The sequence below is a fragment of the Halobellus sp. Atlit-38R genome (assembly GCF_003665925.1).
In the GTDB taxonomy this organism is placed as follows: domain Archaea; phylum Halobacteriota; class Halobacteria; order Halobacteriales; family Haloferacaceae; genus Haloquadratum; species Haloquadratum inordinatus.
The window spans coordinates 66,341-93,114 of record NZ_QXIJ01000002.1; the positions used below are offsets into that span (position 1 = coordinate 66,341).

Genomic DNA, 26,774 nt, shown 5'->3' on the forward strand with positions numbered 1-26,774 from the left:
CCGCGCGAGATATTTATTGTACCGGGGGTAAACTAATCGACAGCGAGAGCGCCTGTGCCTATTGAATTAGGACAATCTATGTGTATTATGGACATACTCTCGGCCTCAAACATGCGGGATTTATAGTCGTAGACGGTCGACCCACGGATGTTATGGGACAGACGCTCACAGAAAAGATTCTCGACGATCACCTCGTCGAGGGCGAACTCGAACCCGGAGAGGAGATCGGGATCGAGATCGACCAGGTCCTCGCACAGGACACGACAGGTACGATGGTATGGCTGCAGTTCGAGGCGCTCGAACTCGACGAAGTCCAGACCGAACTCGCAGCGCAGTACTGTGACCACCAGACGTACCAGTTCGACTTCAAGAACACCGATGACCACCGCTTCCTCCGCTCTGCGGCCGGTACCTACGGCGCGTACTTCTCCCGCCCGGGCAACGGCATCTGCCACAACGTCCACAAGGAGAACTTCGCCGCACCCGGCAAGACGCTGCTCGGCTCGGACTCGCACACCCCGACGCCCGGCGGTCTCGGCCAGCTCGCGATCGGCGCGGGTGGCCTCGACATCTCCGTCGCGATGGGCGGCGGCGCGTACTACGTCGAGATGCCGGAAGTCGTCAACGTCCGCCTCGAAGGGGAGCTCCCCGAGTGGGCGAGCGCGAAGGACGTCATCCTCGAGATGCTCCGTCGGCTCTCCGTGAAGGGCGGCGTCGGCAAGGTCTTCGAGTACACCGGTCCCGGTGTCGAGACGCTCTCGGTTCCCGAGCGGACGACGATCACGAATATGGGTACCGAACTCGGCGCGACCTCCTCGATCTTCCCGACCGACGAGGAGACCGAAGAGTACCTCGCGCGACAGGGTCGTGAAGACGAGTACGTCGAGCTCTCGGCAGACGAGGACGCCGAGTACGCCGACGAGATCGTCATCGATCTCTCGGAGATCGAGCCGCTCGTCGCGAAGCCGTCGATGCCGGACAAGGTCGTTCCCGTCCGCGAAGTCGAAGGCGAGTCCGTCGAGCAGGTCATCGTCGGCTCCTGTACGAACGGTGGCTACGAGGACATCCTCCCGGCCGCGAAGATGCTCGAAGGCCGCGAGGTCGATATGAAGACCGAGATGATCGTCGCGCCCGGTTCCAAGCAGGCGTCGGAGATCCTCGCCCGCGAAGGCTGGACCGCCGAGATGATGGCGGCCGGCGTCAACTTCTCGGAGGCGACGTGTGGTGCCTGTATCGGCATCGGCCACGTCCCCGCCTCGGACTCCGTCTCCGTGCGGACGTTCAACCGCAACTTCGAGGGCCGCTCGGGCATCGAAGACGACTCCGTCTTCCTCGCCTCGCCGGAGGTCGCCGCCGCCGCGGCGATCAAAGGCGAACTCGTCGACCCGCGTGACCTCGCCGACGAACTCGGCGACCTCGAAGCGCCCGGCGTCGAACTCCCCGACGCGTACGACGGGTCGAAGACCGACATCATCGAGCCCGAGGAGGCCGTCGACGACGAACTCGTCAAGGGCCCCAACATCGGCTCCGCGCCGATCGGCGAGCCGCTCGAGGCCGACATCGAGGGTGAGGTGCTCCTGAAGATGGAGGACAACATCACGACGGACCACATCATCCCGGCCACGTCGGACATCCTCAAGTACCGCTCGAACATCGAGAAGCTCTCGGAGTTCACGCTCTCGCGCGTCGACGACACGTTCGCACAGCGCGCACTCGACGCCGACGGCGGCGTCCTCGTCGCGGGCGAGAACTACGGCCAGGGCTCCTCGCGCGAGCACGCGGCGATGTGTCCGCAGTACCTCGGCATCGAGGCCGTTCTCGCCGAGTCGTTCGCCCGCATCCACAAGGCGAACCTGTTCAACTTCGGCATCGTCCCGCTCTCGATCGACGAGGAGACCTACGCCGACATCGAGCAGGGCGACGACGTCGAGATCGTCACCGATGTCGCCGAAGCCGTCGCGTCCGGCGAGACCGAGTTCACCATCCGCGTGAACGACGACTGGGAAGCCACCGCGGAACTCGACGCCTCCGAGCGCGAGCGCGGCATCCTCGAAGCCGGCGGCAAGCTCCGGCTCACGAAAGAGCAGTACGAAGAGGGCGGCAGCGGCGCAGCCCCCGCCGACGACTGATCGGGTCAGCCCCGGCGGCACTCACGACAGCACGATTTTTCTTTCGTTGCGATCGACTCGGAGCCACAGCAGCCGCAGTTTCGCGACGCTGGGGCGCGGAGCTATGATCGCGACGTCCCTGCAACCCTCCAGCCGAACCGCCCCGAGCCAGCGGATTTTTGCCTCTCAGTGTCGAACCCTCTCGCGTGCGCGACTCCGAGAGTGACCGCGGAACCCGGTCGGACGAGACGGAATCCGGCGCGGACGGATCGAACATCGCACCCGACGTTCGGGTCCGTCCGGTCGACCGCGCCGACCTGCTCGACGTTCTCGGCATCGAGCGCGCGTCCTTCTCGGAGCCGTGGCCCTACGCGGCGTTCGAGTCGGTACTCGACGCGCCGGCGTTTCTGGTGGCGGTTCGGACCACAGAGACCGTCGGAAGCAACGAGGAGATTCTCGGCTACGTCGTCGGCGACGTGATGCCGAATCACGGCCACGACATCGGCCACATCAAGGACCTCGCCGTCCGTCCCGACGCGCGCGGGGAGGGCGTCGGTCGCCGGCTGCTCCGCGAAGCACTGTTCGGGCTCTCGCTCGCGGGCGCGGCGATCGTGAAGCTCGAAGTCCGCGAGAGCAACGACGTCGCCCGGGCGCTGTACCGCGACGAGGGCTTCGAACCGACCCGACGGATTCCGCAGTACTACTCCGACGGCGAGGACGCCCTGTTGCTCGTCGTCGATCTCCAGGGCCGGGCGGACGACAGATAGCCCGCGACGGCGACACCCGACCCGGTTGGGAACCACACGCCCTTGTACTCCGACGCCATACCCGCGGGTATGGGCTTTTCCTGTCCGGTCTGTGCGGTTCCGCAGCAAGATGCGACCCACCTCGCGAACCATCTCGCGTTCACCGCGATGGTCAACAACGACGATCACGAGACGTGGCTCGACGAGCACGTTCCCGAGTGGTCCGAGCACGGCGAGGCGGAACTCGCTCCGAAAGTAGCCGAACTTGCATCGGAAGCGGACTACGAACAGGTGTTCGAAGACACCGCCCACGCGCACGGGCACGACGGACACACGCACCAGCACGGCCATCGGCACGGACACCAGCGCGGCCAGTCCGGTCCGGGCGCGGTCGATCCCGAAGCGGCCGCCGCGGCAGGCCGGGGCTCTCTCGACGAGGAGGCCCGCTCGATCCTCGCAGAGGCGCGGGAGATGACTGCCGAGATGATCGACACGGACACGGAGGCCGAGGCGGGTGCAGAAGCAGATGAGGAATCAGAACCCGAACCTGGTTCGAACACGGGTGCGACGAGCGGAGACGCAGACAAGTAGCGCCGGAGAACTGACGAGACCGAAAACGTTTGTTCTCGAGTGGCCGACGGACGCGTATGGAGACCGAGGGAACCCTCTCGCCGGAGTCGCTGGCGACAGCGCGTGCGGCGTTCGAGTCGACCGGCCCGACCGCGACGCAGGTCGTTCGGGAGGCGGCCAAGGCGATGGCGTTCGACCGCGAGGAGTACCGCGAGCGCGTGACGAGCGAGGTCGTCGAACGGGCGCGGAACGTCCTGTTCGCCGATCAGCTGGCTGTTACAATCGGGTCGCGCGCGGAGTTCGACGCGTGGGTCGACGAGCATCCCGACTACGAGGTGATCACGCTCGGCAGCGACGACGTCGACCGCGTCGCCTGGCACGCCGCGCCGTTCGCCGAGACGGTCGTCGCGGCGACGTTCCAGAACGAGCGCGAGGCCGCGGTCGGGACGCTCCGCAAGCAGGCGTTCAGTCGCTTGTATCGCCCGAAGTTCGAGGACAGCAGTGACGGCTCATCGGCAGACGACGATAGCGAGACGAGCGATACGGGCAGCCAGACCAGCGACACGGGCGGCGATGCAGACAGCAGTACCGAGACGAGCAGTCGCGAGTAATCACGATTAAGCCGCGTCCCGCCGGACTGTCGGGTGATGACTGACGACGGACGCAGACACGAGCCGTTACCGGAGCCAGAGTGGCCCGTCCGGGAGTCCGAAACCGAGTACGAGACGGGCTGGTACACCGGCGGCTACGACCTCGTCGAGCAGCCGAACGGGACGACGAAGCAGTACTACTGGGCCGAACTCGCCACGGCCGTCGTCGTCGTCGCCGTCGAGGACGACTCGGTGGTGTTCGTCGAACAGTACCGGCCGACGATTCGGGAGACGCAGTTGGAACTGCCCGCGGGGATCGTCGAGGCGGGCGAGTCGTTCACGACCGCCGCGGCACGCGAACTCCGCGAGGAGACGGGCTTCGAGGCCGGAAGCACGGCGCTTCTGCAGGACTTCTGGTGTTCGACGGGTGTGTTGCGGCACCGCCGCGGCTTCGTCTTCGCGACCGATCTCACGCCGGTCGAGCGCGACCTGGACGACAACGAGTTCCTCTCGGTCCACTCGGTGCCGGTCGAGGAAGCCATCGACGTCGCCCGTGCCGAACCGACGAACGACGCGACGCTGGAAGGCGTACTGTTGGCTCGCGAGGAAGGACTGCTGTAGCGCCGCGTCCAGGTGGAGAGTCCGGTTCGGGGTGTGAGCGTCAGCGTTAACCGCGGCGACGGCCTCCGCTCGCGTATGTTCGAAGATCGTCCGGACCGCGAGGAGGTCGTGCTCGTCGGCCGGTCGAACGTCGGGAAGTCGACGCTGATGCGAGAGTTGACCGGGCACTCGAAGATCACGACCGGACAGAAGCCCGGCGTGACGCGGTCGCCGAACCACTTCGATTGGGTCTCGGAGAACTTCATGTTCACCGACCTGCCCGGATTCGGCTTTATGTCCGGCGTCGACGAGGAGCGGCGCGAGCAGATCAAGACCGACGTCGTCCAGTACGTGGAGTCCAACGCCGACGACATTCTCGCGGCCGTGCTCGTCGTCGACGGCAAGAGCGTCATCGACATCATCGACCGGCACTCCGGCCCCGACGAGATCCCGCACGACGTCGAGCTGTTCCACTTCCTGTGGGAACTCGACGTGCCGACGGTCGTCGCCGTCAACAAGATGGATAAGGTCGGCGACCGCGACGAGCGACTGGACGCGCTCTGTGACCGGCTCGGCCTGCACCCGCCGTGGAAGCAGTGGCGCGAGACGATCGCCCCGATCAGCGCGAAGCGTGGCGACGTCGACGCGCTGAACGAGGCGCTCCGGACGCAGTTCCACGAGCAGAAGCGCGACGACCTGCTGAAGTTCGTCAGCTAGCGCCGTTGCTACTCGGGTGCGTGTCTCGGAAACGGTGGCTCAGTAAAGAGGCGTCATCACAAGGGGCTGAGTGGGGGTAACCCTCGTCATCGCCACCGGTGGACGATCAGCGCGCGCGAGTGAAGAACTTCTCGCTTCTCGTACTTCCGTCCGACCGCCGCACGTGTTCCTCGCCGTGAGAGCGCGACTCAATCGGTACGCTCCGCGTCCCACGCCGCGTTCGCCGCGTGGGCTTCGGCCACCGCCTGTACGTCGCGCTCGCCGAGCAGCCCCGCCTCGGTGGCGACGCCGTCGACGAGCGTTCCGGGGACGATCTCGAACGTCGGCGCGTGGACGTCGACGTCGGCGTCGCCGTCGTAGACGGCAGCCGCCGGCGATGTTTCCGCAGGGGCGCGCTCAGCGCCGCCGTGCTCACCACCGGTCGCGGCCGGCTCGTCGACCGCGACTGGCCTGATCTTATCCCGCGCGGCCACGACGTAGACGGGGACGCCGGCGTCGCGCGCGGCGAGCGCGAGCACGCGGGTCCCCGTCTTGTTCACTACGTCCCCATTCGGGAACACCGCGTCGGCGCCGACGAGGACGGCGTCGGCGTCGCGGTCGGCGATCGCCGTCGGAAGCGCGGCCTCCGTCGTCAGCGTCACCCACGCGTCCGTCTCGGCAGCAGTCCACTCGGCGACGCCGACGCCCTCGCATTCGGGGCGCGATTCCGCGACGACGACCGTCGGAGGGTTCAGGGCCGCGAGCGCCTCGCGGACGGTCCCGGAGCGCGAGAGCGTCGCCACCGCCGTCGCGTCGGCGTCCCGAAGTCGGGTCGCGGCCGTCGTCGCCGCGCCGGAGTCAGCCTCGAACGCGTCGTGGATCGCGTCGATCGCGCGCTCTGCGACCGCGTGTGGGTCGGGCGCTGGGCCGTCGTCTGCCGACTGCCACACCTCGGCGACGACGCGATTCACGCGGTTCGGGACGGCAGCCATCTCCGGTCGCGCGTCGCGGAGACGGCGCGCGACCGCCGCAAGTGCCCCCCAGTCGTCGGCCTCGATAGCCGCGTCGCGGAGCACTTCGAGCGCGCGTGCGGCGACCCACGCCGAGCCGTGAGTCCGATCGTCTCGCACGTCCGCGACCGTGGGGGCGACTTGCCGCCAAGTCTCCCAGAGGCGCGGGACCGTCGCTCTGTCTCTGATCACAGTCGGGTCGACCCACTCGACGGCGGCGAGTTCCTCGTTGGTCGTGAGTTCGCGCGTCCCAGTCTCGAACAGGAACGGGTGGACCGTGAACGAGCCCTGCTCGTCGTCGACTGCGAGTGCGTCGCCGGCGCGGAGGAGTTCGAGGTCGGCGTCGGTCAGGCCGACCTCCTCGCGGAGTTCCCGATACGCGTCGCGCTCGGCATCGGCGGTGTCGCCCTCGATGTACCCCGAGACGCCCGCCCAGCGCCCCCGGTAAGTCCCGACCGCGTCGCTGCGGCGAGTGAGGAGGATCTCCCCGCGGTTTCTGAGGAAGCAAGTGACTACGTGTGCCATTGCCAGTAGTTCGCACGCCGGGCGAAACGTCTTTTCGGTGGCCCTCTGGATCCCAGCCGTCGAGTCCGCACGCGTCGCAAAACTGTGGTACTCGGCCGTATACCGGAGACGCTAGCCATCACCTGTTCGCTTTTTACCGCCGCGCACGCTCACTCTGTATGGAACTGTTCGCTGTCCCCGATCTGCCAGAGGTGCGGGCGGGCGACGACGTCGCGGCGCTGATCCGCGAGCGCGTCGATCTCCGCTCCGACGACGTCGTCTGCGTCGCCTCGACCATCGTCTCGAAGGCGGAGGGGCGAAGCGCCGATCTGTCTGACTTCCCGGCCGGACCGCGGGCCCGCGAGATCGCAGACTCGCTCGCCGAGCACACCGGCGAGGAGAAGGACCCGCGCTTCGCACAGGCCGTCCTCGAAGAGAGCGTCGAGATTCTGATGGACGCGCCGTTCCTCCTGACGGAGACGCGGTTCGGCCACGTCGGCGTCAACGCCGGCATCGACCGCTCGAACGTCCCCGACGGCGACCTGCTGTTGCTCCCGGAGCACCCCACAGAGAGCGCCGAGCGGATCCGCGAGGACCTTCCCGCCAATCGCGTAGTCGTCACCGACACCTGCGGGCGACCGTTCCGACACGGCCAGCGCGGCGTCGCCATCGGCTGGGCCGGGCTTTCGGCGTCCCGCGACTGGCGCGGCGAGACCGACCGCGACGGGCGCGAACTGGGCGTCACCGTCGAGAACGTCGTCGACGAACTCGCCGCCGCCGCGAACCTCGTGGCGGGCGAGGGCGACGACGGCACCCCCGCGGTCGTCGTCCGCGACTTCGAGTGGGGCGACCACGGCGGCAGCGACGCGCACTTCCGCGAGATCGAGACCGACTTCGTTCGCCAGGCGGTCCGGGGGTGGTCGTATGCACAGTGACGGCGCGACCGGTGCCGGAAGCGAGTCCCACGACGGAAGCGGGGCCGACGACGAACCCACGCTCGGGATCGAACTGGTGCCCGACGACCGGATTTCGACGGTCGTCGCCGAGGGCGTCACCGCCGAATCCGTCGGCTACGACGTCGCGTTCGTGACGTGTCACTACAACAACCGCGATCCCTTCGCGACCCTGACGCGACTCGCGGGCGAGACCGAGACGATGCGAATCGGTCCGGGGATCGCGAATCCCTACGAACTCCACCCCGTGACGCTCGCCTCGAAGACCGCCACCGTCGCGGAACTGTCGGACGGCCGGGCGGCGTTCGGGATCGGCCCGGGCGACCCCTCGACGCTCCGGAACCTCGGCCTCGAAGACGAGCGGGGCCTGCGGTCGGTGCTGGAGGCGTTCAAAGTCGCACAGGACCTCTGGGCGGGCGAGCGCGTCACCCACGACGGCACGTTCGAGGCGCACGACGCCGGACTCAACTTCGAGGTACCCGGCGAGATCCCCGTCTACGTCGGCGGCGAAGGGCCGCATATGTGCCGGATGGCGGGCAAACACGCCGACGGACTGCTGTACAACGGCTCACACCCGGACGATCTCGCGTGGGCGCGCGACCGGGTCGAAGAGGGCAGCGAAGACCGCCCCGACCACCGCGGCGACTTCGAGTTGCTGGCGTACGCCAGCGTCAGCGTCGACGACGACGCCGAGGCGGCGCGCGAGGCCGCCCGGCCCCCGGTCGCGTTCATCGTCGCCGGAGCGGCTCCACCGGTGCTCGACAGACACGACATCGACGCGTCGCTGGCCGAAGCGATCGGCGAGCAGATCAGTGCGGGCGCGTTCGGCGAGGCCTTCGAGCGCGTCACGCCGGCGATGATCGACGCGTTCTCGATCGCCGGCACGCCCGCGGACGTCGTCGAGCGAATGAGCGCACTCCTCGATCACGCGGACGGGATCGTCGTGGGATCGCCGCTCGGGCCCGATCCCGAGACGGCGATCGAACTCGCGGCCGACGCGTTCGAGCAGGCGCAGTAGCTCGGCGCGGTCTTCGTACAGCGGAAGAAAAGCGCGGTGCGGGTTATTGGGCCGGTCGGTTGGGCGACGATTCGCGGGCGCTCGATCCCAGGCCGGTGAGCTGGTTCACGAGCGCCCCGAGCGTGAGGTAGGTGAAGTACAGCACCACTGCGGTCGTCAGCCCGCCGCCGAACAGGAACAGCACCGCGGTGAGCGGATCGACGCCGAGGAAAACCTCGAAGAGGAACGTCCTGACGAGAGTGACGATGCTCGTGACCAACTGCACGATGAAGTCGATGACCGAGACCATAGCCGGGGGTTCGTCCTCATCGTATATGTGTGTGCGGAACTCCGCGTGGCGAGTCGCCACCGCTAAGCCGACGCCGCCACTCGATGGAGTATGGAGCGGGACCGGTCCCTCGAGGAGTTCGTCGGCGACGCCGCAGAGGAATCGGGAGCGGACGAGCCCGAGACGGAATCAGAAAACGGCGGCGCCAAGACGGAATCAGGCGACGAGGAGCCCGAGGCCCACACCGGAACTCGCAGCGGCGACGCCGACGACAGCGAAACCCTCATTGACGACGTCGAGCCGGCGACGGCCACGTACCGCTGGGACCCCGACGGCGTCGAGTGCCCTGCCTGTGGCACCGTCGCAGACCGGCTCTGGTCGCAGGACGGGGGACACGTCTGTGCGGACTGCAAAGACTGGTGAGCCGACAGCCGCAGGCCGATTCTCCGTCGCTCCCGGCCGGCCACGGCCTACGGTTCTGAGACGCGGAGAGTGAGGACGATCACGACCGCGAGCACGACGGCGACGAGCCAGTACCCCTCGTCGAAGTAGCCGCGGTCGGCGATCGCGCCCAACAGGACCGGACCGGCGGCCCCGAGCGTCGCGGTCGTGGTACGGACCACACCCAGGCCGGTCCCGCGGATCTCTTCTGAGAACGCGTCCGAGAAGTACGACTGCGTGATCGCACCGGAGCCGAGCATCGTGCTCACGAGCGCCGTGATTCCGACGAGTCCGACGAGGCTGTCGACGACGGGAAGCAGCCCAAAGCCGACGACGGGGCCGGAAAGTACGATCACGAGCGATCGTCGGAGCCCGATCCGATCGTAGGCCGCTCCGGCGACTGGCTTGACGAGGACGCCGATGGCGAAAAAGAGGCTGAAGAGAAGCGCCGCCGTCGAGGAGGACAGCCCCTTCTCCCCGACGAGATACGTCGGATACAGGCCGGTGAACGCCTGCCAGACGAGGATGTAGAGAAAGAGGATGAACGCGAGAAAGGCCACGTTGCTCGCGCGGATTTCGGCGAGTACGTGCCGCGCCGTATCGGCGGAGAGTTCGTCGATACCGCCCTCGGAATCGGTCTGTCGCGGCAGCAACACCCAGAGCGCGACCGCCGCGGCGGCGAGCAGTGGAATCATAAACGCGAGCCCCGTCTGCCAAGCGACGGCAACCGCCAGGGCTCCCGCGACCGGCGGGAGGACAGTCTGCCCGAGATCGCCCGTCGCCATCGTCACGCCGAGCGCGCTCCCGATTCGATCGGGGTAGATGGTCGCGAGGATCGTGATCCGCGCGATCGGGTACAGCGACTGGCCCAGGCCGACGAACGCGGTCGCCGCGAACAGCGCCAGCGCCGTGGGTGCGGCGACGACTGCCCCGACGCTGACTGCGACGACGGCGGCACCGGCCGTCATCACGAGGCGTTCGCTGTATCGGTCGGCCAAGATTCCGCCCGGAAGCTGTCCGATCGCCGACCCGAGCCACAGGATCGTCACGAGCAACCCCGCGACCGACAGACTGAGGCCGAAGGTCTCGCGGAAGTACGGGAGAAGAACCGGGTAGATCATCCGCGTGCCCAGGAGGAGACCCCACCCGCCGGCGATGACGGCCAGCGAACGGCCCTCGCCGTCCCCCCAGAGCGCCCTGGCTTCCCGACCGACCGAGCCGAGAATCGTCATCGGCGTATCGGCTCCCGGCGAGGCTGTTCAGGGTGATCGGTGGGACGGACGTGCACTGCCGAAGCCTCGTGAGGGCGGTGGTAAAGAATTTCGACATCCCGCACCAGCGCCGCCGCACCAGTGGTGCACCAGCTCCGTTAGAGCGGCGCGACAGCCTTCGACGACCGGAGCAGATCAGTCCATTCGAGTGCCGCGTCGTCCGAACCCCCGAACGAGCGCGTCTTCCCCGATTGTGAGCACCGTCGGGCGGCCGTGCGGGCAGGCGTAGGGGTTCTCGCAGGATCCGAGCCGATCGACGAGCGCCGTCGCCTCCGCGTCGCTCAGGTCGTCGCCGGCCTTCAGCGAGGGGTGGCACGCGAGGTCTTTCAGCAGCGCGTCGCGGCCGTCTTCGGGTGTTTCACCGTGCCGAAGCGCGTCGACTGCGTCGCGGACGCTCTCGGAGGCGGCCGCCCGGCCCATCGGTGCCGGTACCGAACGGACGCGAACCGTCGTCTCGCCGAAGCAGTCGAGGTCGTATCCGAGTTTGGACAACTCATCACGGTGGGACTCGACGGCCGCGTACTGCCCCGGCGTCAGCGAGACGCTCTCGGGCGGGTCGATCGCTGCAGTCGGGGTCTCACCCGAGACCGCAGCCCGGAGACGCTCGTAGTTCACCCGCTCGTGGGCCGCGTGCTGGTCGACCACGAGCAGTTCGTCCTCGAACGCACAGAGGAGATAGAGGTCGCGGAACTGCCCGAGCACGCGCACGTCGTCGAACGCCGATTCGGTGCCAGACAGCGGTTCCAGCGTGTCGTCGAGGTCCATCGAGAGGTCCGCCGCGCGCCGCTGGTCGGCGGTCGAGAGCGCGTCACTGACGGCGCCCGCGACCGCGTCCGCGACCTCGTCGGACGACCGGAGGCGGACCCGCCGCTTGCGCGGGTGGACGTTGTGGTCCGCCCACGACGTCGGCAGCGACAGCGACACGACCGCGATGGGCGCGCGGCCGTCGGCGAGCAGATCCCCGTAGCCATCGACGACGGCGCGCTGCAACTGCGCGTTGCGGACGGGACGCCCGTCGACGGCGACGTACACGTGATCGCGGCGCGCACGGGTGATCGACGGTTGGACGAGTGCCCCGTCGACTGTGAGCCCCGCGCCGTCTCCCGCACGAGCCGAGCCGACGCGCCGGGTGGCATCGAACGTCGTCGCTCGCGAGGCGACCTGCCGGTCGTACACGCCCAGTATCGCGTCGGCGAACTCGCCGGTCCCGGGCGTCGAGAACACCTCCGAGCCGTCGTGTCCCAGCGTGATCGCGACGTCCGGGCGGACGAGCGCGTACCGGGAGACCGCGTCACTGATACGGGCGAACTCAGTCTGGGCGGCCGCGAGCGACTCGCGGCGCGCGGGCGTCTCCGCGAACAGGTCGCGGACGGTGACGGTCGTTCCCCGGCCGCGCCCGACGGGTTCGAGGCGGTCCGGGCCGGGACCGCCGGACGCGACGACGCGCGTGCCGCGCGGCCCGCCGTCGTTCGTCACGACTTCGAGTTCGGCGACCGTCGCGATGCTGGCGAGCGCTTCGCCGCGGAAGCCGAGCGTCTCGACCGCTGAGAGGGACTCGCCAGATTCGAGTTTGCTCGTCGTGTGCCGCTCGACCGCGAGTTCGGCGTCCCGCCGGCTCATCCCACCGCCGTCGTCGCGGACGCGGATCTGCGCCGTCCCGTCGCCGTCGACGGCGACGCTGATCCGCGAGGCTCCGGCGTCGAGCGCGTTTTCGAGCAGTTCGACGACGACGTCCGCCGGACGGGTGATCACCTCGCCGGCCGCGACGCTCGCGACCGTCGCGTCGTCCAGCCGACGGACCGAGCCGTGGTCGCCGCGCGGCTCCGAGCGCTCCTCACTCATCTAGTTGCCGTCGTAGGGCTTCCAGCGTGTTGAGCGCTTCGAGCGGGGTGGTTCGGGCGACGTCGAGATCCCGGAGTTCGTCGAGGACCGCGCGCTCGGCGTCTGTCGGTGCGGCGTCGTCCGGGTCGTCCAGTCGGCCGGGGGCGTCCGGTCGATCGGGGTCGTCCTCCGCGTCGAGGCCGTCGACGTACGCCGCGAGCGTGTCGTTTCGGTCGGCCGCAGGGTCGTCAAGTTCGCCGTTCGTCGCCCGGTTCGACGACTGCGACGCATCCTCAGAGGGCAGCGCGCCCTCGCGCGGGAGACGTGCGTGCGCCGGCTCCGAATCCGTGTCGTCGCCGGCCGACGCCCGGAGGTGCTCTCTGGCGCGGGCGACGACGCGGTCCGGCACGCCGGCCAGTTTCGCCACCTCGACGCCGTACGACGACGAGGACGCGCCGCGCGCGACGCGGTGGAGAAACGTCACGTCGGGCTCAGAGGGTGACTCGCTCCCGCCGTCCGACGGGGAGTCGCCGTCCTCGCTTTTGCTCACCGTGAAGTGGAGGTTGAACGCGTTCGGCAGGTCGTCGGCGAGCGCAGTTAGATCGTGGTAGTGCGTCGCAAAGAGCGTCGTCGCACCGATCTCGTCGTGGATGAACTCCGTCGTCGCGCGGGCGATCGCGAGGCCGTCGGCGGTGGAGGTACCGCGGCCCACCTCGTCGAGCAGCACGAGCGAGTCGTCGGTGGCGTCGTGGAGGATGTCGGTGAGTTCGGCCATCTCGCGCATAAACGTCGACTGCCCGCCAGCGATGTCGTCGGAGGCGCCGACCCGGGTGAAGATTCGATCGAGGACGGGCAATCTCGCCGCGTCCGCCGGAACGAAACTCCCCGCCTGCGCGAGCAGCGCGATGAGTGCCGTCTGCCGCATATACGTCGACTTGCCGCTCATATTCGGGCCGGTGATGACGGCGACGTGGCCGTCCGCGAAGTCGACGCCGTTGGGAACGAACTCCGCTTGGGTCCGCTCGACGACGGGATGTCGGCCGGCCTCGATCCGGAGCGTCTCCGCACCCATCTCGGGACGGACGTAGTTCCCGCCGGCGGCGACAGCCGCGAACGACGTCAGCACGTCGAGGCGGGCGAGCGCGTCCGCGAGCGCCTGAATCCGCTCGGTCTCGTCGGCGACGCGCGAGCGCACCTCGCAGAACACCTCGTACTCCAGGGAGTCGGCGCGCTCGGCGGCCGAGAGGATCTCGTCCTCGCGACGCTTCAGCTCCGGCGTGTAGAACCGCTCGGCGTTCTTCAGCGTCTGCCGCCGGGTGTAGTCGTCGGGGACGCGGTCGAGGTTCGGATTCGTCACCTCGATGTAGTAGCCGTGGACCTGGTTGTAGCCGACCTCCAGGGAGTCGATGCCGGTCCGATCGCGCTCGCGCGCTTCGAGCGAGGCGACCCACTCGCGGCCGTCCCGCTCGGTCGCGCGGATCTCGTCGAGTTCGTCGTCGAATCCCTCGCGAACGACGCCGCCCTCCGTGATCTCCTGCGGCGGGTCAGGTTCGATCGCCCGCTCGATCAGGTCGCGGACGTCGGCCAGTCCGTCGAGCGACGCCCGAAGGTCACTGAGGGCTTCCGATTCGGCGTCTTCGAGGGCGGCTCTGACGTCCGGGACGACGTCGAGGGTCGTCTGCAGCGAGCGCAGGTCGCGGGCGTTCGCACGCTCGCGGGAGACGCGAGCGGCCAGACGTTCGAGGTCGTACACCTGTTCGAGGTGGTCCCGGACCGTCTCTCTGGCCATCGGCCGGTCGAGCAGTTCCGCGACGGCGTCGTGTCGGCGCTCGATTCGTTCCCGGTCGAGCAGCGGGCGCCGCAGCCACGACTCCAGTTTGCGGCGGCCGGGCGCGCACGCGGTCCGATCGAGCGCGTCGAGCAACGTCTCCCCGCGTCCGGGGTGCCGCGAGTCGAACAGTTCGAGACTCCGCATCGCCGTCGCGTCGAGTCTGAGCGAGCGTTGGAGGTCGTACCGGCGGACGCGCGAGACGTACGAGAGCGCGCCGTCGTCGCCCTGCGTGTACTCGGCGTAGTCGAGGAGCGCCCCCACGGCGCGCCGTTCGGTGGGTGAGTCGAGGACGGCGGTTGGTTCCGCGACGTACGCCGCGAGCGTCTCGTCGGCCCGATCGAGCGCGAACGCCTCGGGCTCGTGTTCGGTGAGCATCGTCTCGAAGCCGAGCGTCGACGGCTCGACGCCCGCGTCGGGGGCGGCCAGCAGTTCCGCCGGGGCGAGGCGTTCGAGTTCGTCGTCGATCCGGTCGGCGGGGGCGCTCGTCACCTGACACTCGCCCGTCGAGACGTCGAGCGTCGCGAGTGCGGCCTCGGCGTCGGTCGCGTCGCCCGCGCGTCCCCCGTCGCGTCCCCCGTCGCGCCCCTCGTCGCCTCCGAGGCCGACGACCGCGCCGAGATACGTCGCGCTCGCGCGGTCGAGCAGTTCGTCGTCGACGACCGTGCCCGGACTGACGACGTTCGTCACGGCGCGGTCGACCAGCCCCGAGGCCTCCTCGGCGTCTTCGACCTGATCGGCGATGGCGACCCGGTACTCGGCGTCGAGGAGTGATTCGAGATACGACGCGGCGTTGTCGATCGGGATGCCCGCCATCGGATAGGTCCCCGTCGAGTCCTCGCGCTTGGTCAGCGTCACCTCGCAGACGCGGGCGACCGTCTCGGCCGCCTCGCAGAACGCCTCGTAGAAGTCGCCGACCTGAAAGAGCACGAGCGCGTCGGGGTGCGACTCGCAGAGTTCGAGATACTGCGAGAGCATCGGCGTGAGTTCCTCCCGACGGTCGAGCATCTTCTGGGGTGGCCCCTCCGGGCGCCGCTCGGACTCGTCGTCGGACCGCGACGGCGTGCCGGCCGCAGCCGTCTCCTCGGCGTGCTCTCCAGCCCCGTCGCTCGCGTCGGACTCCGCGCCTTCCATACCTACCGGACGGCGGTCGAAGACCAAAAGCGGACGGGAAGACGGCGCTCCCGCGACGCGTCCGGCGGCCTCGCGGACGGCACCGTCAGGAGCGGTCGTCGAAGAGGCCGACGATCCGATCGCGGTTCGCGTAGCCGAGCGCCGACAGAGCGAGGATGACGGCAGTGAGGACGGCGGCGGCCACGAACTGATCGCCCCCGAGGAAGTCGCCGACGACGTTCGCGAGGAAGAACGCCGGCGTCCGGCCGACGATCGCGAGCGCGACGAGTTGCCACAGGGGCAGCCTGGTCAGGCCGCCGGCGAAGCAGATGACGTCGTCGGGGAGTCCCGGGATGAAAAAGAGGACGAACAGCCCGAGGCGGGCGTAGTCGTCGCTGATCGAATCGAAGGAGGCGAGCGCGTCTTCGTGGACCATCCGTTCGACGTAGGCTCGGCCGAATCGCCGGGAGAGCCAGAACGCGATCGTACTCCCGATCGTGATGCCGACCATATTGTAGAGCGTCCCCCACCACGCGCCGAAGAGGTAGCCGGCGACGACCGCGAGGATCTGCCCCGGGACCGGGGCGGCGACGACTTGCACGGCTTGCAGCGCGATGAGCACGAGCGGGGCCCAGATGCCGTACTGGGCGATGAACGCGCGGAGTGCGGGCGCATCGGTCAGAAGCGCGAGGTGTGGCCGGGCGAGGAGAGTGAGCGCGACGAGCGCGACGATGGCGACGGCGAGGTGGAGCAGAAAGTGCCGTCGGGTGCGTCCGGAGGCGAAGATCTGCACCCCTTCGAGCCGTGCTCGCATCCGGTCGATGAACGTATCACTCACGCGTTACTCGTGGTGAGGACGCCTCGATACTTAGGAGAGGTGGTGAGTCGGGGACCTGTGAGCACGCATCTCGGAGGGATTCAAAGCCCGAGTGTCTCGGCGTGCCTGTCGAGAATCGACGCCAGCGTGACGTTCTTCTCTTCGAGTTCGTAGCGAACGCGCACGATCGGCACGTCGACGTCGAGACCCCGTCCGAGGTCGTGCGGCGTGCCCGAGACGACGACCTCCGGGTCGGCGTTTCTGATCGTCGCCTCCAGATCTCGGATCTGTGCGTCGTTGTACCCCATCGCCGGGAGGACGGCGTCGAGGTGGTCGTAGGCGGCGAAAATCCGTTCGAGCGATCCGACGGCCGCCGGTTTTGGGTCGATGATCTCCGCCGCGCCGTACTTGCGGGCGGCGATCAGTCCGGCCCCGTGGGAGGCGTCGCCGTGGGTGAGCGTCGGCCCGTCCTCGACGACGAGGGCGCGCTTGCCCGCGATGGCGTCGCCATCGGCGGTGATCGTCGAGTTCGCGTGGACGATCTCGGCGTCGGGATTCGTCTCGCGGACGTTGGCCTCGACTTCCTGGATTCCCGCGACGTCGGCGGTGTTCTCCTTGTTGATGAGGACGTAGTCCGCGAGGCGGAGGTTGGTCTCGCCCGGGTGGTATCGCAGTTCTGCGCCGGGGCGGTGTGGGTCGGCCACGACGACGTGGACGTCCGGGACGTAGAACGGGAGTTCGTTGTTGCCGCCGTCCCAGACGATCACGTCGGCCTCGGCTTCGGCCCGTTCGAGGATCGCCGCGTAGTCGACGCCGGCGTAGACGACGTGGCCGCGTTCGATGTGGCTCTCGTACTCCTCGCGCTCTTCGATCGTGACGTCGCTCTCGTCTAAGTCCGCGAGCGTCTCGAAGCGCTGGACGCGCTGGGCCGCGAGGTCGCCGTACGGCATCGGCTCTCGGACGACGACGACGTCTCTCCCGCGGTCGGTCAGGAGGTCGGCGAACTTCCGGGCCGTCTGTGACTTGCCACAGCCGGTTCGCACCGCGTCGACGGCGACGACCGGGACAGCGGCTTCGAGCATCATCCGATCGGGGCCGATCAGTCGGAAGTCCGCACCGGCCGCGAGCGCTCGCGACGCCTGGTGCATCACGTGCTCGTGAGAGACGTCCGAGTACGAGAAGACGACCGTGTCGACGTCCGCTTCGTCGACGAGGCGCGCTAAGTCCGATTCGGGATAGATCGGGATTCCGTCGGGATAGCGGTCGCCAGCCAGTTCCGGTGGGTAGCGTCGCTCGGGGAGGTCGTCGAGTTCGCCGACGTTCTGGGTGCTCGTCTGGGTGAACGCGACGACCTCGTGCGCCGGGTCGTCGCGGAAGACGGTGTTGAAGTCGTGGAAGTCGCGTCCGGCCGCACCCATAATGAGGACTCGCGTGGGGGCCATACGGTACACTTCGCCGGGATCGTACATAGAATCCCGGCCAGTTACCGACCAGGCGAACGCTTTCGGTCGCGGCCGGCGGAGGATGTCGTATGGCAGCCGAATCTTCTGCGAGCGACGCCCCCGTCGTCGTCGCACTGGGCGGGAACACCCTGCTCGGCGAGCACGGCCCGTGGACGCTCGATCAGCAGTTGGCGGTCGTAGAGCAGACGGCCGCGCGAATCGCGGCGGCCGTCGACGCCGGCTACGACGTCGTGCTCACGCACGGCAACGGCCCGCAGGTCGGCAATCTGCTCCTCCAGCAGGAGCACGCGACCGAGACGCCACAGCTCCCGCTGGACGTACTCGTTGCCGAGACGCAGGCGCAGATCGGCTACCTCCTGCAGCAGGCGCTCGACAACGAGCGCGAGGCACAGACGGACTCGATGACGATCGTGACGCAGGTGGTCGTCGATAGCGACGATCCCGCATTCGCAGAGCCGACGAAGCCCGTCGGCCCGTTTTACACGGAGTCTGAAGCGGCTGAGAAGCCCTTCGAGACGCGGCGCGTGTCCGACGGCGAGCGCCCCTTCCGGCGGGTCGTCCCGTCGCCCGATCCCGTCGAACTCGTCGAAGCCGACGAGATCGGACAACTCGTCGAGCGTGGGAGCTCCGTGGTGTGTGCTGGCGGCGGCGGCGTCCCGGTCGTCCGCGGCGAGTCCGGCCTGCGCGGCGTCGAGGCGGTCGTCGACAAAGACGGCACGTCGCGGTTGCTCGCGGCGGAACTCGGCTCCGAGACGCTCGTCATCCTGACCGACGTCGAGTACGCCTACGTGAACTACGGCGAGGACGACCAGCGGCCGCTTCGGCGAGTCGGAGCCGACGAACTTCGCTCGCATCTCGACGCGGGCGAGTTCGGCGCGGGGAGTATGCGACCGAAAGTCGAAGCCTGTCTGCAGTTCGTGGACGGCGACGGCGAGCGAGCCATCATCACGACGCCGGAGCAGTTGACGGACGCGCTGGCGGGCGACGCCGGAACACAGGTGTACGCGCACGCCCCCGCAGAGGACGACCCGTAGTGTGCTAGCTGTTGTCTCTGTGCCAGCAAAGTTACGTGGACTGGGGAGCAATGGACCGGTGATAGCGTGAACAGGGCGCGTGGCGCGTCGGCCGCCACGCAGCCCGACTCCACGCTCTCTGCCCCCACAATGACCGACGTAGACGCCCTTCCCGAGTCGACTCCGGACGCAGATTCGGTTACCCCGCTCGCCGTCGAGGAGGCGGCCGAACTGACCACACGTATCGTCGACAACGTCGAGCGCGTCATCGTCGGCCACCGCGACGCGATCGAACACATCCTCGTCGCGCTGTTCGCCCGCGGCAACCTCCTCTTAGAAGACGTGCCGGGCGTCGGCAAGACGATGCTGGCGCGCGCGGTGGCGACCTCGCTCGACTGCTCGTTCAAGCGCGTGCAGTTCACGCCCGATCTCCTGCCCTCCGACGTGACCGGCGTGAGCGTGTTCAACGAGAAGACGCGCGAGTTCGAGTTTCAGCCGGGGCCGGTGTTCGCGAACGTCGTCCTCGGCGACGAGATCAACCGCGCGCCGCCGAAGACGCAGGCGGCGCTCCTGGAAGTGATGGCGGAACAGCAGGTGACCGTCGACGGGGAGACCTACCCCGTCCCGGACCCGTTCACCGTCATCGCGACGCAGAACGACGTCGAGCCCGGACGGACCTACGAACTCCCGGTCGCCGAGATCGACCGCTTCACGAAGAAGATCCGACTCGGGTATCCCACCGAAGCCGAGGAGACCGAGTTACTCGGCCGCTTGACGGGCGAGCATCCGATCGAGTCCCTGGCGCCGGTCGCGACCGTCGAAGACGTCCGGCGCGCGCGTGAGACCGTCTCGGAGGTGACGGTCCGCGAGCCCGTGCGCGCGTACGTCTCTCGGCTGGCGGGCTACACGCGGGAGCACGCTCGCCTCGGGGCGAGCCCACGCGGGGCGCTCGCGCTCGTCCGCGCGTCACAGGCCCGCGCGGTCTTCGAGGGCCGCGGCTACGTCACGCCCGACGACGTCCAGCTGGAAGCGCCGACCGTGTTGAGCCATCGCGTCCGGACGGACACGGAAGTCGACGGCGCGACGGTGGTCGAACGCGCGCTCGAAGACGTCGCCGTCGAGTAGTATGCGGCCGACACGACGCGGCTACGCGGTCGGCATCGTGGTGCTCGGCGCGCTCGCGCTCGGGGCGCTCTTCGGGGCGCGCGCGCTCGACGCGGTCGTGATCCCCGGCGCACTCGCGCTCGTCGCCGCCGTCGTCCAGGTCTGGCGCGCACCGACGCCGGAGGTCGAGCGGACGCTCCCGCCTGCCGACGTCCCGGGCGTGACCGGGACGGTCGAGTTGACGCTCGACGCTCCCTCGTCGTACCCGGCGACGGTCCGCGATCGACTCCCCCCCGGCATCGATAGCAGCGCGGGCACGGGGAGCCGAGCGGCATCGAGCGGCGACGCCGGCGGTGCGTCGACCGCGACACACGAGGCTGTCGTCGCCGGAGCGACCGACGCGGACGTCACCTACGAGATCACTCCGCGGCGGCGCGGCGAGCACGAGTTCGGCCCGGTGAGCGTCGTCGTCACCGACGTCCTGGGACTGCTCAAACGCGCGACGACGGTCGACGAGCGGGACGGACTCGTCGTCTTTCCTGCCGTCGGCGTTCTCTCCGAGGGGGTGCAGGCCGACCTCCGGACGCTGACGCAGTCGCCGCGCGCGAACCGCCGAGAGGAGTTCGACGACCTGCGCGAGTACGTACGCGGCGACGCCCTCCGCGACGTCCACTGGAAGTCCTCGGCGAAGCGCGGCAACCTGATGGTTCGGGAGTTCACTGCCGAGGCGGACCCCGACCAGGTGCGCGTCGTCGCCGGCGTCGAGTCCGGCGGTGGAGCCGACACAGAACGCACGGCGGCGAGCAAATCGACGACTGCTGTGGGGGAAGCGGCAGACGCAGCGGACGACGCGGCCGATACGATGGCCGAGGCGGCGGCGACCGTCTGTTTGTCGCTGCTCCGTGACGGGGCGTCGGTGGCACTCACGACGCCGTCGGGGCGTGTGGAAGCGGCACCCGGAACGACCAGACCGCTGCTCGATCACCTCGCTGTCGCCGGGGCGGGCCCGGTACCGACGCGGGAGGCCGACGTCGTCGTCGTCGCCGACGAGGGGTCGGCGTCCATCAGATTCGACGGGCGTGAACACCGCTTCGAGGAGTTGACGACCGGGGCCGGAGACACAGCGGCCCCCACCGCGCAGGAGGTCACCGGATGAGTTCGGGCGTCGGTCGCGACGCGCCGTCGCTTGGCGGGTCGCAGTCAGGCCGGAGCGACAGGTCCGGCGCGAGCGAGACCGCAGGATTCGTAAGCGATATCGACGGCAGCCGTGCGCTCGCCGTCGTGAGCCTCCTGGCGCTGACGTGGTCGTACGCGGGCGTCCTCTGGCGCGTCACCGACGTCGTCGGCGGGAGCACCGAATTCGCCGTCGTCGTGGGGGGGTCGATCGCGTTCGCCGTCCTCGTCGGTCGCTTCGTCGGTGTGCGCGTCGCGTTCGTCGTCACCTCGCTCCTGCTCGGCCTCGGTCTAGCGGTGTATCTGTTCACGCTTCCACAGAGCCAGATCCAGCTGTTGACACCCGAGCGCGTACTCAGCGACACGGTCGCGCTTTTGACCGGGCTCTCGATCCTGCGACTCGTCGGCGCGGGCGTGTGGGCGATGGCCGTCGTGCCCGGTCCCGTCTTTCTCTCGTGGTACCTCACGGTCCGGAAGCGCTACGTCTCCGCGGCGGTCGCCGGCGGCGTCGCGCTCGGGTTAGTCGTTCTCACCGGCGACGCGGAGGGCGTTGCGACGCTCGTCGGCGTCGTGGGCGCGACGGGACTGCTCGCGGCGTCCACGTTCGACCGCCACGGGACCGCCGTCGGGCAGGCGGACGTGCTGACGGTCCTTCTCGCAGCGATGATCGTCGCCGCCTCGACGCTGTCGGTCGTCCCCGGCGCAGCGGGATCGCCGATCCTCCCGGACCGCGGCGCGCCGACGGTCGAAGCGAGCCTCGTCGACGCCGACGACAGCGTCGAAATCGTCGGGAGTATCCGGCTCTCGCCGTCGGTCCGGTTCACCGTCGAGAGCCCGCGCGCGGAGTACTGGCAGACGGCCGCATACGACCGCTACACCGGAAGCGGGTGGGTCCGGACCGGGAACGAACGGCCGTACGACGGCCGCCTCCGAGGACCGCCGGGACCGTCCCGTCGACTCGAACAGACCGTCACGGCCGAGGATCCGATCTCGATCCTGCCGGCGGCGTGGCGACCGGTCGATCTCGACGGCCCGGTGGGGTCGAGCGCGCTCGTGACGCCACAGGGGAACGTCAGACCGGGCGGGACGCTCCAGGCCGGCGAGACGGTCACCGTCACGAGCAGGGTCCCGAACGCGACGAGCGAGCGACTCCGGCGGGCGGGGACGGACTATCCCGACAGGGTGACCGAGACGTACCTCCAGTTACCCGAGAGTACGACCGAGCGGGTCCGCGAGCGGGCCGCCTCCGTCGCCGGCGACGCGGAGACGCCCTACGCGAAGGCCGCCGCGATCGAAGCGCACCTCGAATCCAGCAAGGAGTACTCACTCAGCGTCCCCGCGCCGTCGGGCGATGCGGCGGACGCGTTCCTGTTCGAGATGGACGCCGGCTACTGCACCTACTACGCGACGACGATGGTCGTGATGCTGCGTTCCCAGGGCGTCCCCGCACGGTTCGTCACCGGTTACACGCCGGGAGAGAACGTCGGGAACGACAGCTACGTCGTCCGCGGGCTCAACTCCCACGCCTGGGTCGAGGTGTACTTCCCCGACGTCGGCTGGGTCCGGTTCGATCCCACGCCGTCGGGGCCGCGCGAGACGGCGGAGAACACGCGCCTCACCGAGGCACGACAGAACGAGGAGGAGAACATCGACCTACCGGGCCCGAACGAGACGGTGACGCCGCCGCCGGGGGCGGGCATCGAGAACCAGACGCCCGCCGTGTCTGGCGCCCCCGGCGGGTCGACGCCGGCGGGAGTGACGGCGACGACGCCCGCAAGCGCGACATGGGCGGCCACTGCAGACGCGACCGACACGTCGTCGACGCCGATCGGCGGCGGGATCCCGGTGCCGAACCTACCGTCGGGACGGACGCTCCTCGTCGGAGCCGTCGCGCTCGTCGGCCTCACAGCCGGCGCGCACCGAACCGGTGCAGCGGATCGGACCGTGCGGTTGCTCGCGATCCAGCACCAGCGGCGGCGCGACCCCGAGACCGACGTCGCTCGGGCGTACCGGCGTCTCGAAGCCGTGCTCGAACGCGAGTACCGCCCGCGTCGCCGGGGCGAGACCCCGCGGTCGTACCTGCGGTCGGTGCCGTTGACGGAGCGGTTCGAAGATGCACGGCGCGTCGGTGCGTACTACGAGCGCGCACGCTACGGCGACGGTGTCAGTGCGGCCGAGGCCGACGAAGCGGTCTCGACTGTCGACCGACTAGTCCGTTCGTCGACGCCGCTCCTCCGGCGGTTCCAGTGACCGTGTCGTGCGTGCTCGTGTCGGCAGCCGAGTAGATTGACCGCCCCGGACCTCGGCGGCTGTGCGTTCGGGGCGGATTCCCGATACTGTTTAATATCCCCATCCTGTAGATTCGATTTGTAATGTCGGAAGTCTGCTCGACGTGCGGACTCCCTGAGGAGCTTTGCGTCTGCGAAGACGTCGCAAAAGAGTCCCAGGAGATCACCATCCGCATCGACGAGCGCCGCTACGGAAAAGAGGTAACGGTCATCGAAGGGTTCGACCCCAAGGACGTAGATATGGACAGTCTGTCCTCGGATCTGAAGTCGAAGTTCGCCTGCGGTGGCACAGTCGAGGACGGTTCCATCGAACTCCAGGGGAACCACACCGGTCGCGTCGAGGATTTCCTCCGCGACAAGGGCTTCAACGTCGCGTGACCGTCACCTAACCGTCCCACGTCGAGCGGTTTTTCGTGCGATGCCACGCAAATAGCGGCAGCGCTGTAGTTACACAATGCCCACGTCCGAGAGCGCACGCTGAGCCGCAGCCCTCACGGTTCGATCACCGCTGCGACCGAAAGGATTCTACCAGCGGCGACGCCACGCGGAGTATGGTCGACTCAGATTGGTGGGTCGGCGTCGCCCTCCCTCCAGTACTCGAAGTCGTCGGATGGCTCGGTCTCGTCTTGACGCCCGAGTCGAGTGGTTCGGCGACGACCCTCGGGCTCATCGCCGGTGTCCTCGTCGTCGTGAGCCAACTGTTGATTCCCGTATTCGCGGCCGCGCTGTACTTCGATGCGCGAGCGGTCGCACGGAGTGCCGAAACGTGGGTTCCGCGGCCTCGGATCTGGGGCGGACTCGGGATCGCGGTCCCGATCGTCGGGCTGGTGCTCGCGGACTCGCCGCTTCTGGTGTTCGTCGCGAGCGCGTACCTCCTGCGCCGGTTCCGCTCCAGCGACGCCGGGAGCGGCGCCGCACGGGACGTCTACAGCGGCGACGGGTGGTACGAAGGCGACCGCGTTCGCGACGAGGCAGGATCAGACGACGCACGCGAAGCGCCTGAACGAATCTCGCGGTGGTACTACGGCGTCGCGCTCACGGTCGCGGCGTTTCTCGTCGTCGTCGTGGCGACGCCGGGCTTGGTCGCAGTGATGGGGATGCCGGAGAACGCGCGGTTCGTCTACGAGACGATCCCAACAGTGGGTGTGTTCCTCCCGTTCGCCGTCGTATTCTCGCTGGTCGCGTCCGTGCTACTCATCCCGGTGTTCAGCCTCTCGCTGTTCCTCGACACGCGACGGATCCGCGAGAGCGACGTCGCGTGGGCACCCGACCGGCGCGTGTGGGGAGCTGTGGCCGTCGTCCACCTCTGCAACGTGCTCGTGCCGCTTGTCTGGCTGCTCTCGGTTCCGGCGGGCGGGTATTACCTCTGGCTACGTCGTCAGCAGGTCGGGCGGCCGTAGGGCCCGTCGGAGATGGCCGCGGCGGAGAAGCCCCGTACGCGGAGGACGGCCCCGCGCACCGCCCGAAGTTAAAACGAACAATTATGTAAGTTCGTGAGAGGCTACCAGTATCGACAGATGGGAGCCGGTGGAGACGACGTAGACGTTCGCGAGATTTCGCCGATGGCGTGGCGCCTCCTCCGGGTTGCGGCAGGATATAGCCAGCGGGACGTCGAAACCGAGGTCGACGATATTATGCAGGCACACATTTCGATGCTGGAAAGCGATACGCGGAGTCTCTCCGATGACCGCCTCGAACAGTTGTTCGACACCTACCGCGCGAACTTGACCGACCAGCAGATCGAGGTGCTGGTGGTGAACTTCTGATGCTGTGGAGCGCGCAGGCGTCGGCGCGACGGCGCGCCACCGCGATTCTCGTCGCGGTCGTCGCGACCGCGCTCATCGCCACGGCACCGACACCCGCGGGACTCGACAAGGCCGCGCAACTGGCGCTCGCGACGATGGCGCTCGCGGCGATTCTGTGGGTGACGAAGGCGCTCCCGCTCGCGGTGACGGCGCTGCTCATCCCGGTCGTGTTGACGATCTTCGGGATCTACGACCAGATGGAGACGGCGCTGTCGGGCTTTGCCGATCCGCTCATCTTCCTGTTCATTGCGGGCTTTATGCTGGCGAAAGCGTTGCAGACGCACAACATCGACCGACGGCTGGCGCTGTATCTGATCAACTGGATGGGACGCTCCCCGCGACTGCTCATCCTGACGATTATGCTCTCGACGGCGTTCCTGTCGATGTGGGTCTCGAACACCGCGACGACGGCGATGATGACGCCGGTCGCGCTCGGCGTCCTCGCGCGGGTCGTCGGCCGCGAAGCCGACGGGGGAGTGTCGAATATGCGGGTCGCGACCCTGCTGGGGACGGCCTACGCCGCCAGCGTCGGCGGGGTCGGCACGCTCATCGGCACGCCGCCGAACGTCGTCGCAGTCGCGTTCTTGGATCGCCTCGTCGGCGTCGAGATCTCGTTCGTACAGTGGCTGGTCGTGGGGGTCCCGATCGTCGTCGTGACGCTGCCGCTGACCTGGTACGTGTTGACGTTCTGGCTGTATCCGCCGGAGATCGACGACGTGACCGAAGCGCAGGCGCAGGCTGGCGACTTCCTCGCCGAGGAGGGGCCACTCTCGCCGCGGGCCCGGCGGGCGACGTACATCTTCGCGGCGACGGCGGCGCTGTGGATCCTCGGTGGGCTCGGCTTCCTCTTCGAGGGGATTCTCCCCCCGGTGTGGCAGGTGACGCTGTTCGGCGGTGAGGGGCCGAACCTGTTCGGCCTGGATGGCCACCGCGGGATCCTCTACTTCGTCGTCGTCGGGCTCTTGGCAATCCCCGCACTCGTGGTGAGCGACGCGGACGACTGGGAGAATCTCGTCGACATCGACTGGGGAACGATCGTCCTGTTCGGCGGCGGGATCTCGCTGGCCGACGCGCTGGCCGACACCGACGCCACCGCGTGGCTCGCGCAGTCGCTTTTCGAGACCGTCGTGGGAGCACCGCTCGTGCTCGTGATCGTCGTCGTGATCGTCTTCGCGGTGCTGGCGACCGAACTCACCTCGAACACGGCGACGACGACGATTCTGGCGCCGATTCTCATCGGACTCGGGAGCGTGCTCGCGGGGACGCTGGGGGTCGATCCCGTGCCGGCCGCCATCTTCCTCACCGTCACCGGCGCGATCGCGGCGAGTTTCGCGTTCGCGCTCCCCGTGGCGACGCCGCCCAACGCGATCGTCTTCGGGAGCGGGCACCTCGATCAGCGCGATATGATCCGCGCCGGCGTGATCCTGAACACGTTGATGACGCTCGTGCTCACGGTGCTCGTCGTCGTGCTCTTCACCTTCGTCTGGCCGATCGTCCTCTGGTGATCGCCTCCGAGTGAGACCGACGCGGAGGCGGTCCCCCGGTCGCCCGATACGTACCGACGGACGAGCGGC

General features: G+C 68.6%; 24 protein-coding genes. 17 read left to right on the top strand and 7 right to left on the bottom strand.

The window, feature by feature from the left end; all coding sequences use genetic code 11:
- Nucleotides 1-152 precede the first annotated feature (152 nt).
- From D3D02_RS02915 to engB, 6 genes are all read left to right on the top strand, one after another.
- Nucleotides 153-2,129 carry an aconitate hydratase gene (locus D3D02_RS02915; RefSeq protein WP_121568497.1) on the top strand — a complete coding sequence of 659 codons (1,977 nt, stop codon included), beginning with the start codon at nt 153-155 and terminating at the stop codon, nt 2,127-2,129.
- A gap of 254 nt (nt 2,130-2,383) precedes the next feature.
- Nucleotides 2,384-2,875, top strand: a complete 492-nt coding sequence (gene rimI, locus D3D02_RS02920) for a ribosomal protein S18-alanine N-acetyltransferase (protein ID WP_121568804.1) — start codon at nt 2,384-2,386, stop codon at nt 2,873-2,875.
- Nucleotides 2,876-2,944: 69 nt separating this feature from the next.
- Nucleotides 2,945-3,445, top strand: a complete 501-nt coding sequence (locus D3D02_RS02925) for a DUF5810 domain-containing protein (RefSeq protein WP_121568498.1) — start codon at nt 2,945-2,947, stop codon at nt 3,443-3,445.
- Nucleotides 3,446-3,501: 56 nt separating this feature from the next.
- Nucleotides 3,502-4,035 (top strand): DUF5809 family protein, encoded by a 534-nt coding sequence (locus D3D02_RS02930; protein ID WP_121568499.1) that lies wholly within the window; start codon nt 3,502-3,504, stop codon nt 4,033-4,035.
- 36 nt (nt 4,036-4,071) lie between these two features.
- Nucleotides 4,072-4,635 (top strand): NUDIX hydrolase, encoded by a 564-nt coding sequence (locus D3D02_RS02935; RefSeq protein WP_121568500.1) that lies wholly within the window; start codon nt 4,072-4,074, stop codon nt 4,633-4,635.
- 75 nt (nt 4,636-4,710) lie between these two features.
- The gene (gene engB, locus D3D02_RS02940; protein ID WP_121568805.1) at nt 4,711-5,331 is read left to right on the top strand and encodes a GTP-binding protein EngB; all 621 of its coding nucleotides are present in this window, start codon (nt 4,711-4,713) and stop codon (nt 5,329-5,331) included.
- Nucleotides 5,332-5,519: 188 nt separating this feature from the next.
- Here the strand turns inward: engB and D3D02_RS02945 are convergent, their stop codons facing one another.
- Entirely contained in the window at nt 5,520-6,845 is a 1,326-nt protein-coding gene (locus tag D3D02_RS02945) for an NUDIX domain-containing protein (protein ID WP_121568501.1), read from the bottom strand.
- A gap of 158 nt (nt 6,846-7,003) precedes the next feature.
- Here D3D02_RS02945 and D3D02_RS02950 point away from each other — a divergent pair, with 158 nt between their 5' ends.
- Nucleotides 7,004-7,759, top strand: a complete 756-nt coding sequence (locus D3D02_RS02950) for a coenzyme F420-0:L-glutamate ligase (protein WP_121568502.1) — start codon at nt 7,004-7,006, stop codon at nt 7,757-7,759.
- Nucleotides 7,749-8,795, top strand: a complete 1,047-nt coding sequence (locus tag D3D02_RS02955; RefSeq protein ID WP_121568503.1) for a 5,10-methylenetetrahydromethanopterin reductase — start codon at nt 7,749-7,751, stop codon at nt 8,793-8,795. The genes D3D02_RS02950 and D3D02_RS02955 overlap by 11 nt, the downstream gene beginning before the upstream one ends.
- Nucleotides 8,796-8,838: 43 nt before the next feature.
- On the opposite strand, the gene D3D02_RS02960 is transcribed toward D3D02_RS02955, so the two are convergent.
- The gene (locus tag D3D02_RS02960) at nt 8,839-9,084 is read right to left on the bottom strand and encodes a hypothetical protein (protein ID WP_121568504.1); all 246 of its coding nucleotides are present in this window, start codon (nt 9,082-9,084) and stop codon (nt 8,839-8,841) included.
- A 90-nt stretch (nt 9,085-9,174) separates the two neighbouring features.
- Here D3D02_RS02960 and D3D02_RS02965 point away from each other — a divergent pair, with 90 nt between their 5' ends.
- Nucleotides 9,175-9,486 (top strand): hypothetical protein, encoded by a 312-nt coding sequence (locus D3D02_RS02965; RefSeq protein WP_121568505.1) that lies wholly within the window; start codon nt 9,175-9,177, stop codon nt 9,484-9,486.
- Nucleotides 9,487-9,533: 47 nt separating this feature from the next.
- Here D3D02_RS02965 and D3D02_RS02970 read toward each other — a convergent pair whose 3' ends face one another.
- From D3D02_RS02970 to D3D02_RS02990, 5 genes are all read right to left on the bottom strand, one after another.
- Complete coding sequence (locus D3D02_RS02970; protein WP_121568506.1) at nt 9,534-10,736, bottom strand: MFS transporter; 1,203 nt, start codon at nt 10,734-10,736, stop codon at nt 9,534-9,536.
- Nucleotides 10,737-10,910: 174 nt separating this feature from the next.
- Complete coding sequence (mutL, locus tag D3D02_RS02975) at nt 10,911-12,617, bottom strand: DNA mismatch repair endonuclease MutL (protein WP_121568507.1); 1,707 nt, start codon at nt 12,615-12,617, stop codon at nt 10,911-10,913.
- Nucleotides 12,610-15,558: a DNA mismatch repair protein MutS gene (gene mutS / locus D3D02_RS02980; protein ID WP_121568508.1), complete on the bottom strand. Its 2,949-nt coding sequence runs from the start codon at nt 15,556-15,558 to the stop codon at nt 12,610-12,612. The genes mutL and mutS overlap by 8 nt, the downstream gene beginning before the upstream one ends.
- A gap of 85 nt (nt 15,559-15,643) precedes the next feature.
- Entirely contained in the window at nt 15,644-16,375 is a 732-nt protein-coding gene (locus tag D3D02_RS02985) for a TVP38/TMEM64 family protein (protein WP_233560568.1), read from the bottom strand.
- An 80-nt stretch (nt 16,376-16,455) separates the two neighbouring features.
- Nucleotides 16,456-17,796 (bottom strand): cyclic 2,3-diphosphoglycerate synthase, encoded by a 1,341-nt coding sequence (locus tag D3D02_RS02990; protein ID WP_233560569.1) that lies wholly within the window; start codon nt 17,794-17,796, stop codon nt 16,456-16,458.
- Between the two features lie 89 nt (nt 17,797-17,885).
- On the opposite strand from D3D02_RS02990, the gene arcC reads away from it, so the two are divergent.
- The 8 genes from arcC (at nt 17,886) to D3D02_RS03030 (ending at nt 26,705) form a co-directional block, all read left to right on the top strand.
- Nucleotides 17,886-18,851, top strand: coding sequence for a carbamate kinase (gene arcC, locus D3D02_RS02995; RefSeq protein WP_121568509.1), 966 nt, complete (start codon nt 17,886-17,888; stop codon nt 18,849-18,851).
- Nucleotides 18,852-18,980: 129 nt separating this feature from the next.
- The gene (locus D3D02_RS03000; RefSeq protein WP_121568510.1) at nt 18,981-19,955 is read left to right on the top strand and encodes a MoxR family ATPase; all 975 of its coding nucleotides are present in this window, start codon (nt 18,981-18,983) and stop codon (nt 19,953-19,955) included.
- 1 nt (nt 19,956) lies between these two features.
- Nucleotides 19,957-21,090 (top strand): DUF58 domain-containing protein, encoded by a 1,134-nt coding sequence (locus tag D3D02_RS03005; RefSeq protein WP_121568511.1) that lies wholly within the window; start codon nt 19,957-19,959, stop codon nt 21,088-21,090.
- Nucleotides 21,087-23,357: a transglutaminase domain-containing protein gene (locus D3D02_RS03010; protein ID WP_121568512.1), complete on the top strand. Its 2,271-nt coding sequence runs from the start codon at nt 21,087-21,089 to the stop codon at nt 23,355-23,357. The genes D3D02_RS03005 and D3D02_RS03010 overlap by 4 nt, the downstream gene beginning before the upstream one ends.
- A 122-nt stretch (nt 23,358-23,479) precedes the next feature.
- Nucleotides 23,480-23,773, top strand: coding sequence for a stress response translation initiation inhibitor YciH (gene yciH, locus D3D02_RS03015; protein WP_049985144.1), 294 nt, complete (start codon nt 23,480-23,482; stop codon nt 23,771-23,773).
- Between the two features lie 173 nt (nt 23,774-23,946).
- Nucleotides 23,947-24,795, top strand: coding sequence for a hypothetical protein (locus D3D02_RS03020; protein ID WP_121568513.1), 849 nt, complete (start codon nt 23,947-23,949; stop codon nt 24,793-24,795).
- Nucleotides 24,796-24,912: 117 nt separating this feature from the next.
- Nucleotides 24,913-25,161, top strand: a complete 249-nt coding sequence (locus D3D02_RS03025) for a helix-turn-helix transcriptional regulator (RefSeq protein ID WP_115821740.1) — start codon at nt 24,913-24,915, stop codon at nt 25,159-25,161.
- Nucleotides 25,161-26,705 carry a DASS family sodium-coupled anion symporter gene (locus tag D3D02_RS03030; RefSeq protein WP_121568514.1) on the top strand — a complete coding sequence of 515 codons (1,545 nt, stop codon included), beginning with the start codon at nt 25,161-25,163 and terminating at the stop codon, nt 26,703-26,705. The genes D3D02_RS03025 and D3D02_RS03030 overlap by 1 nt, the downstream gene beginning before the upstream one ends.
- The last annotated feature ends 69 nt before the right edge of the window (nt 26,706-26,774 follow it).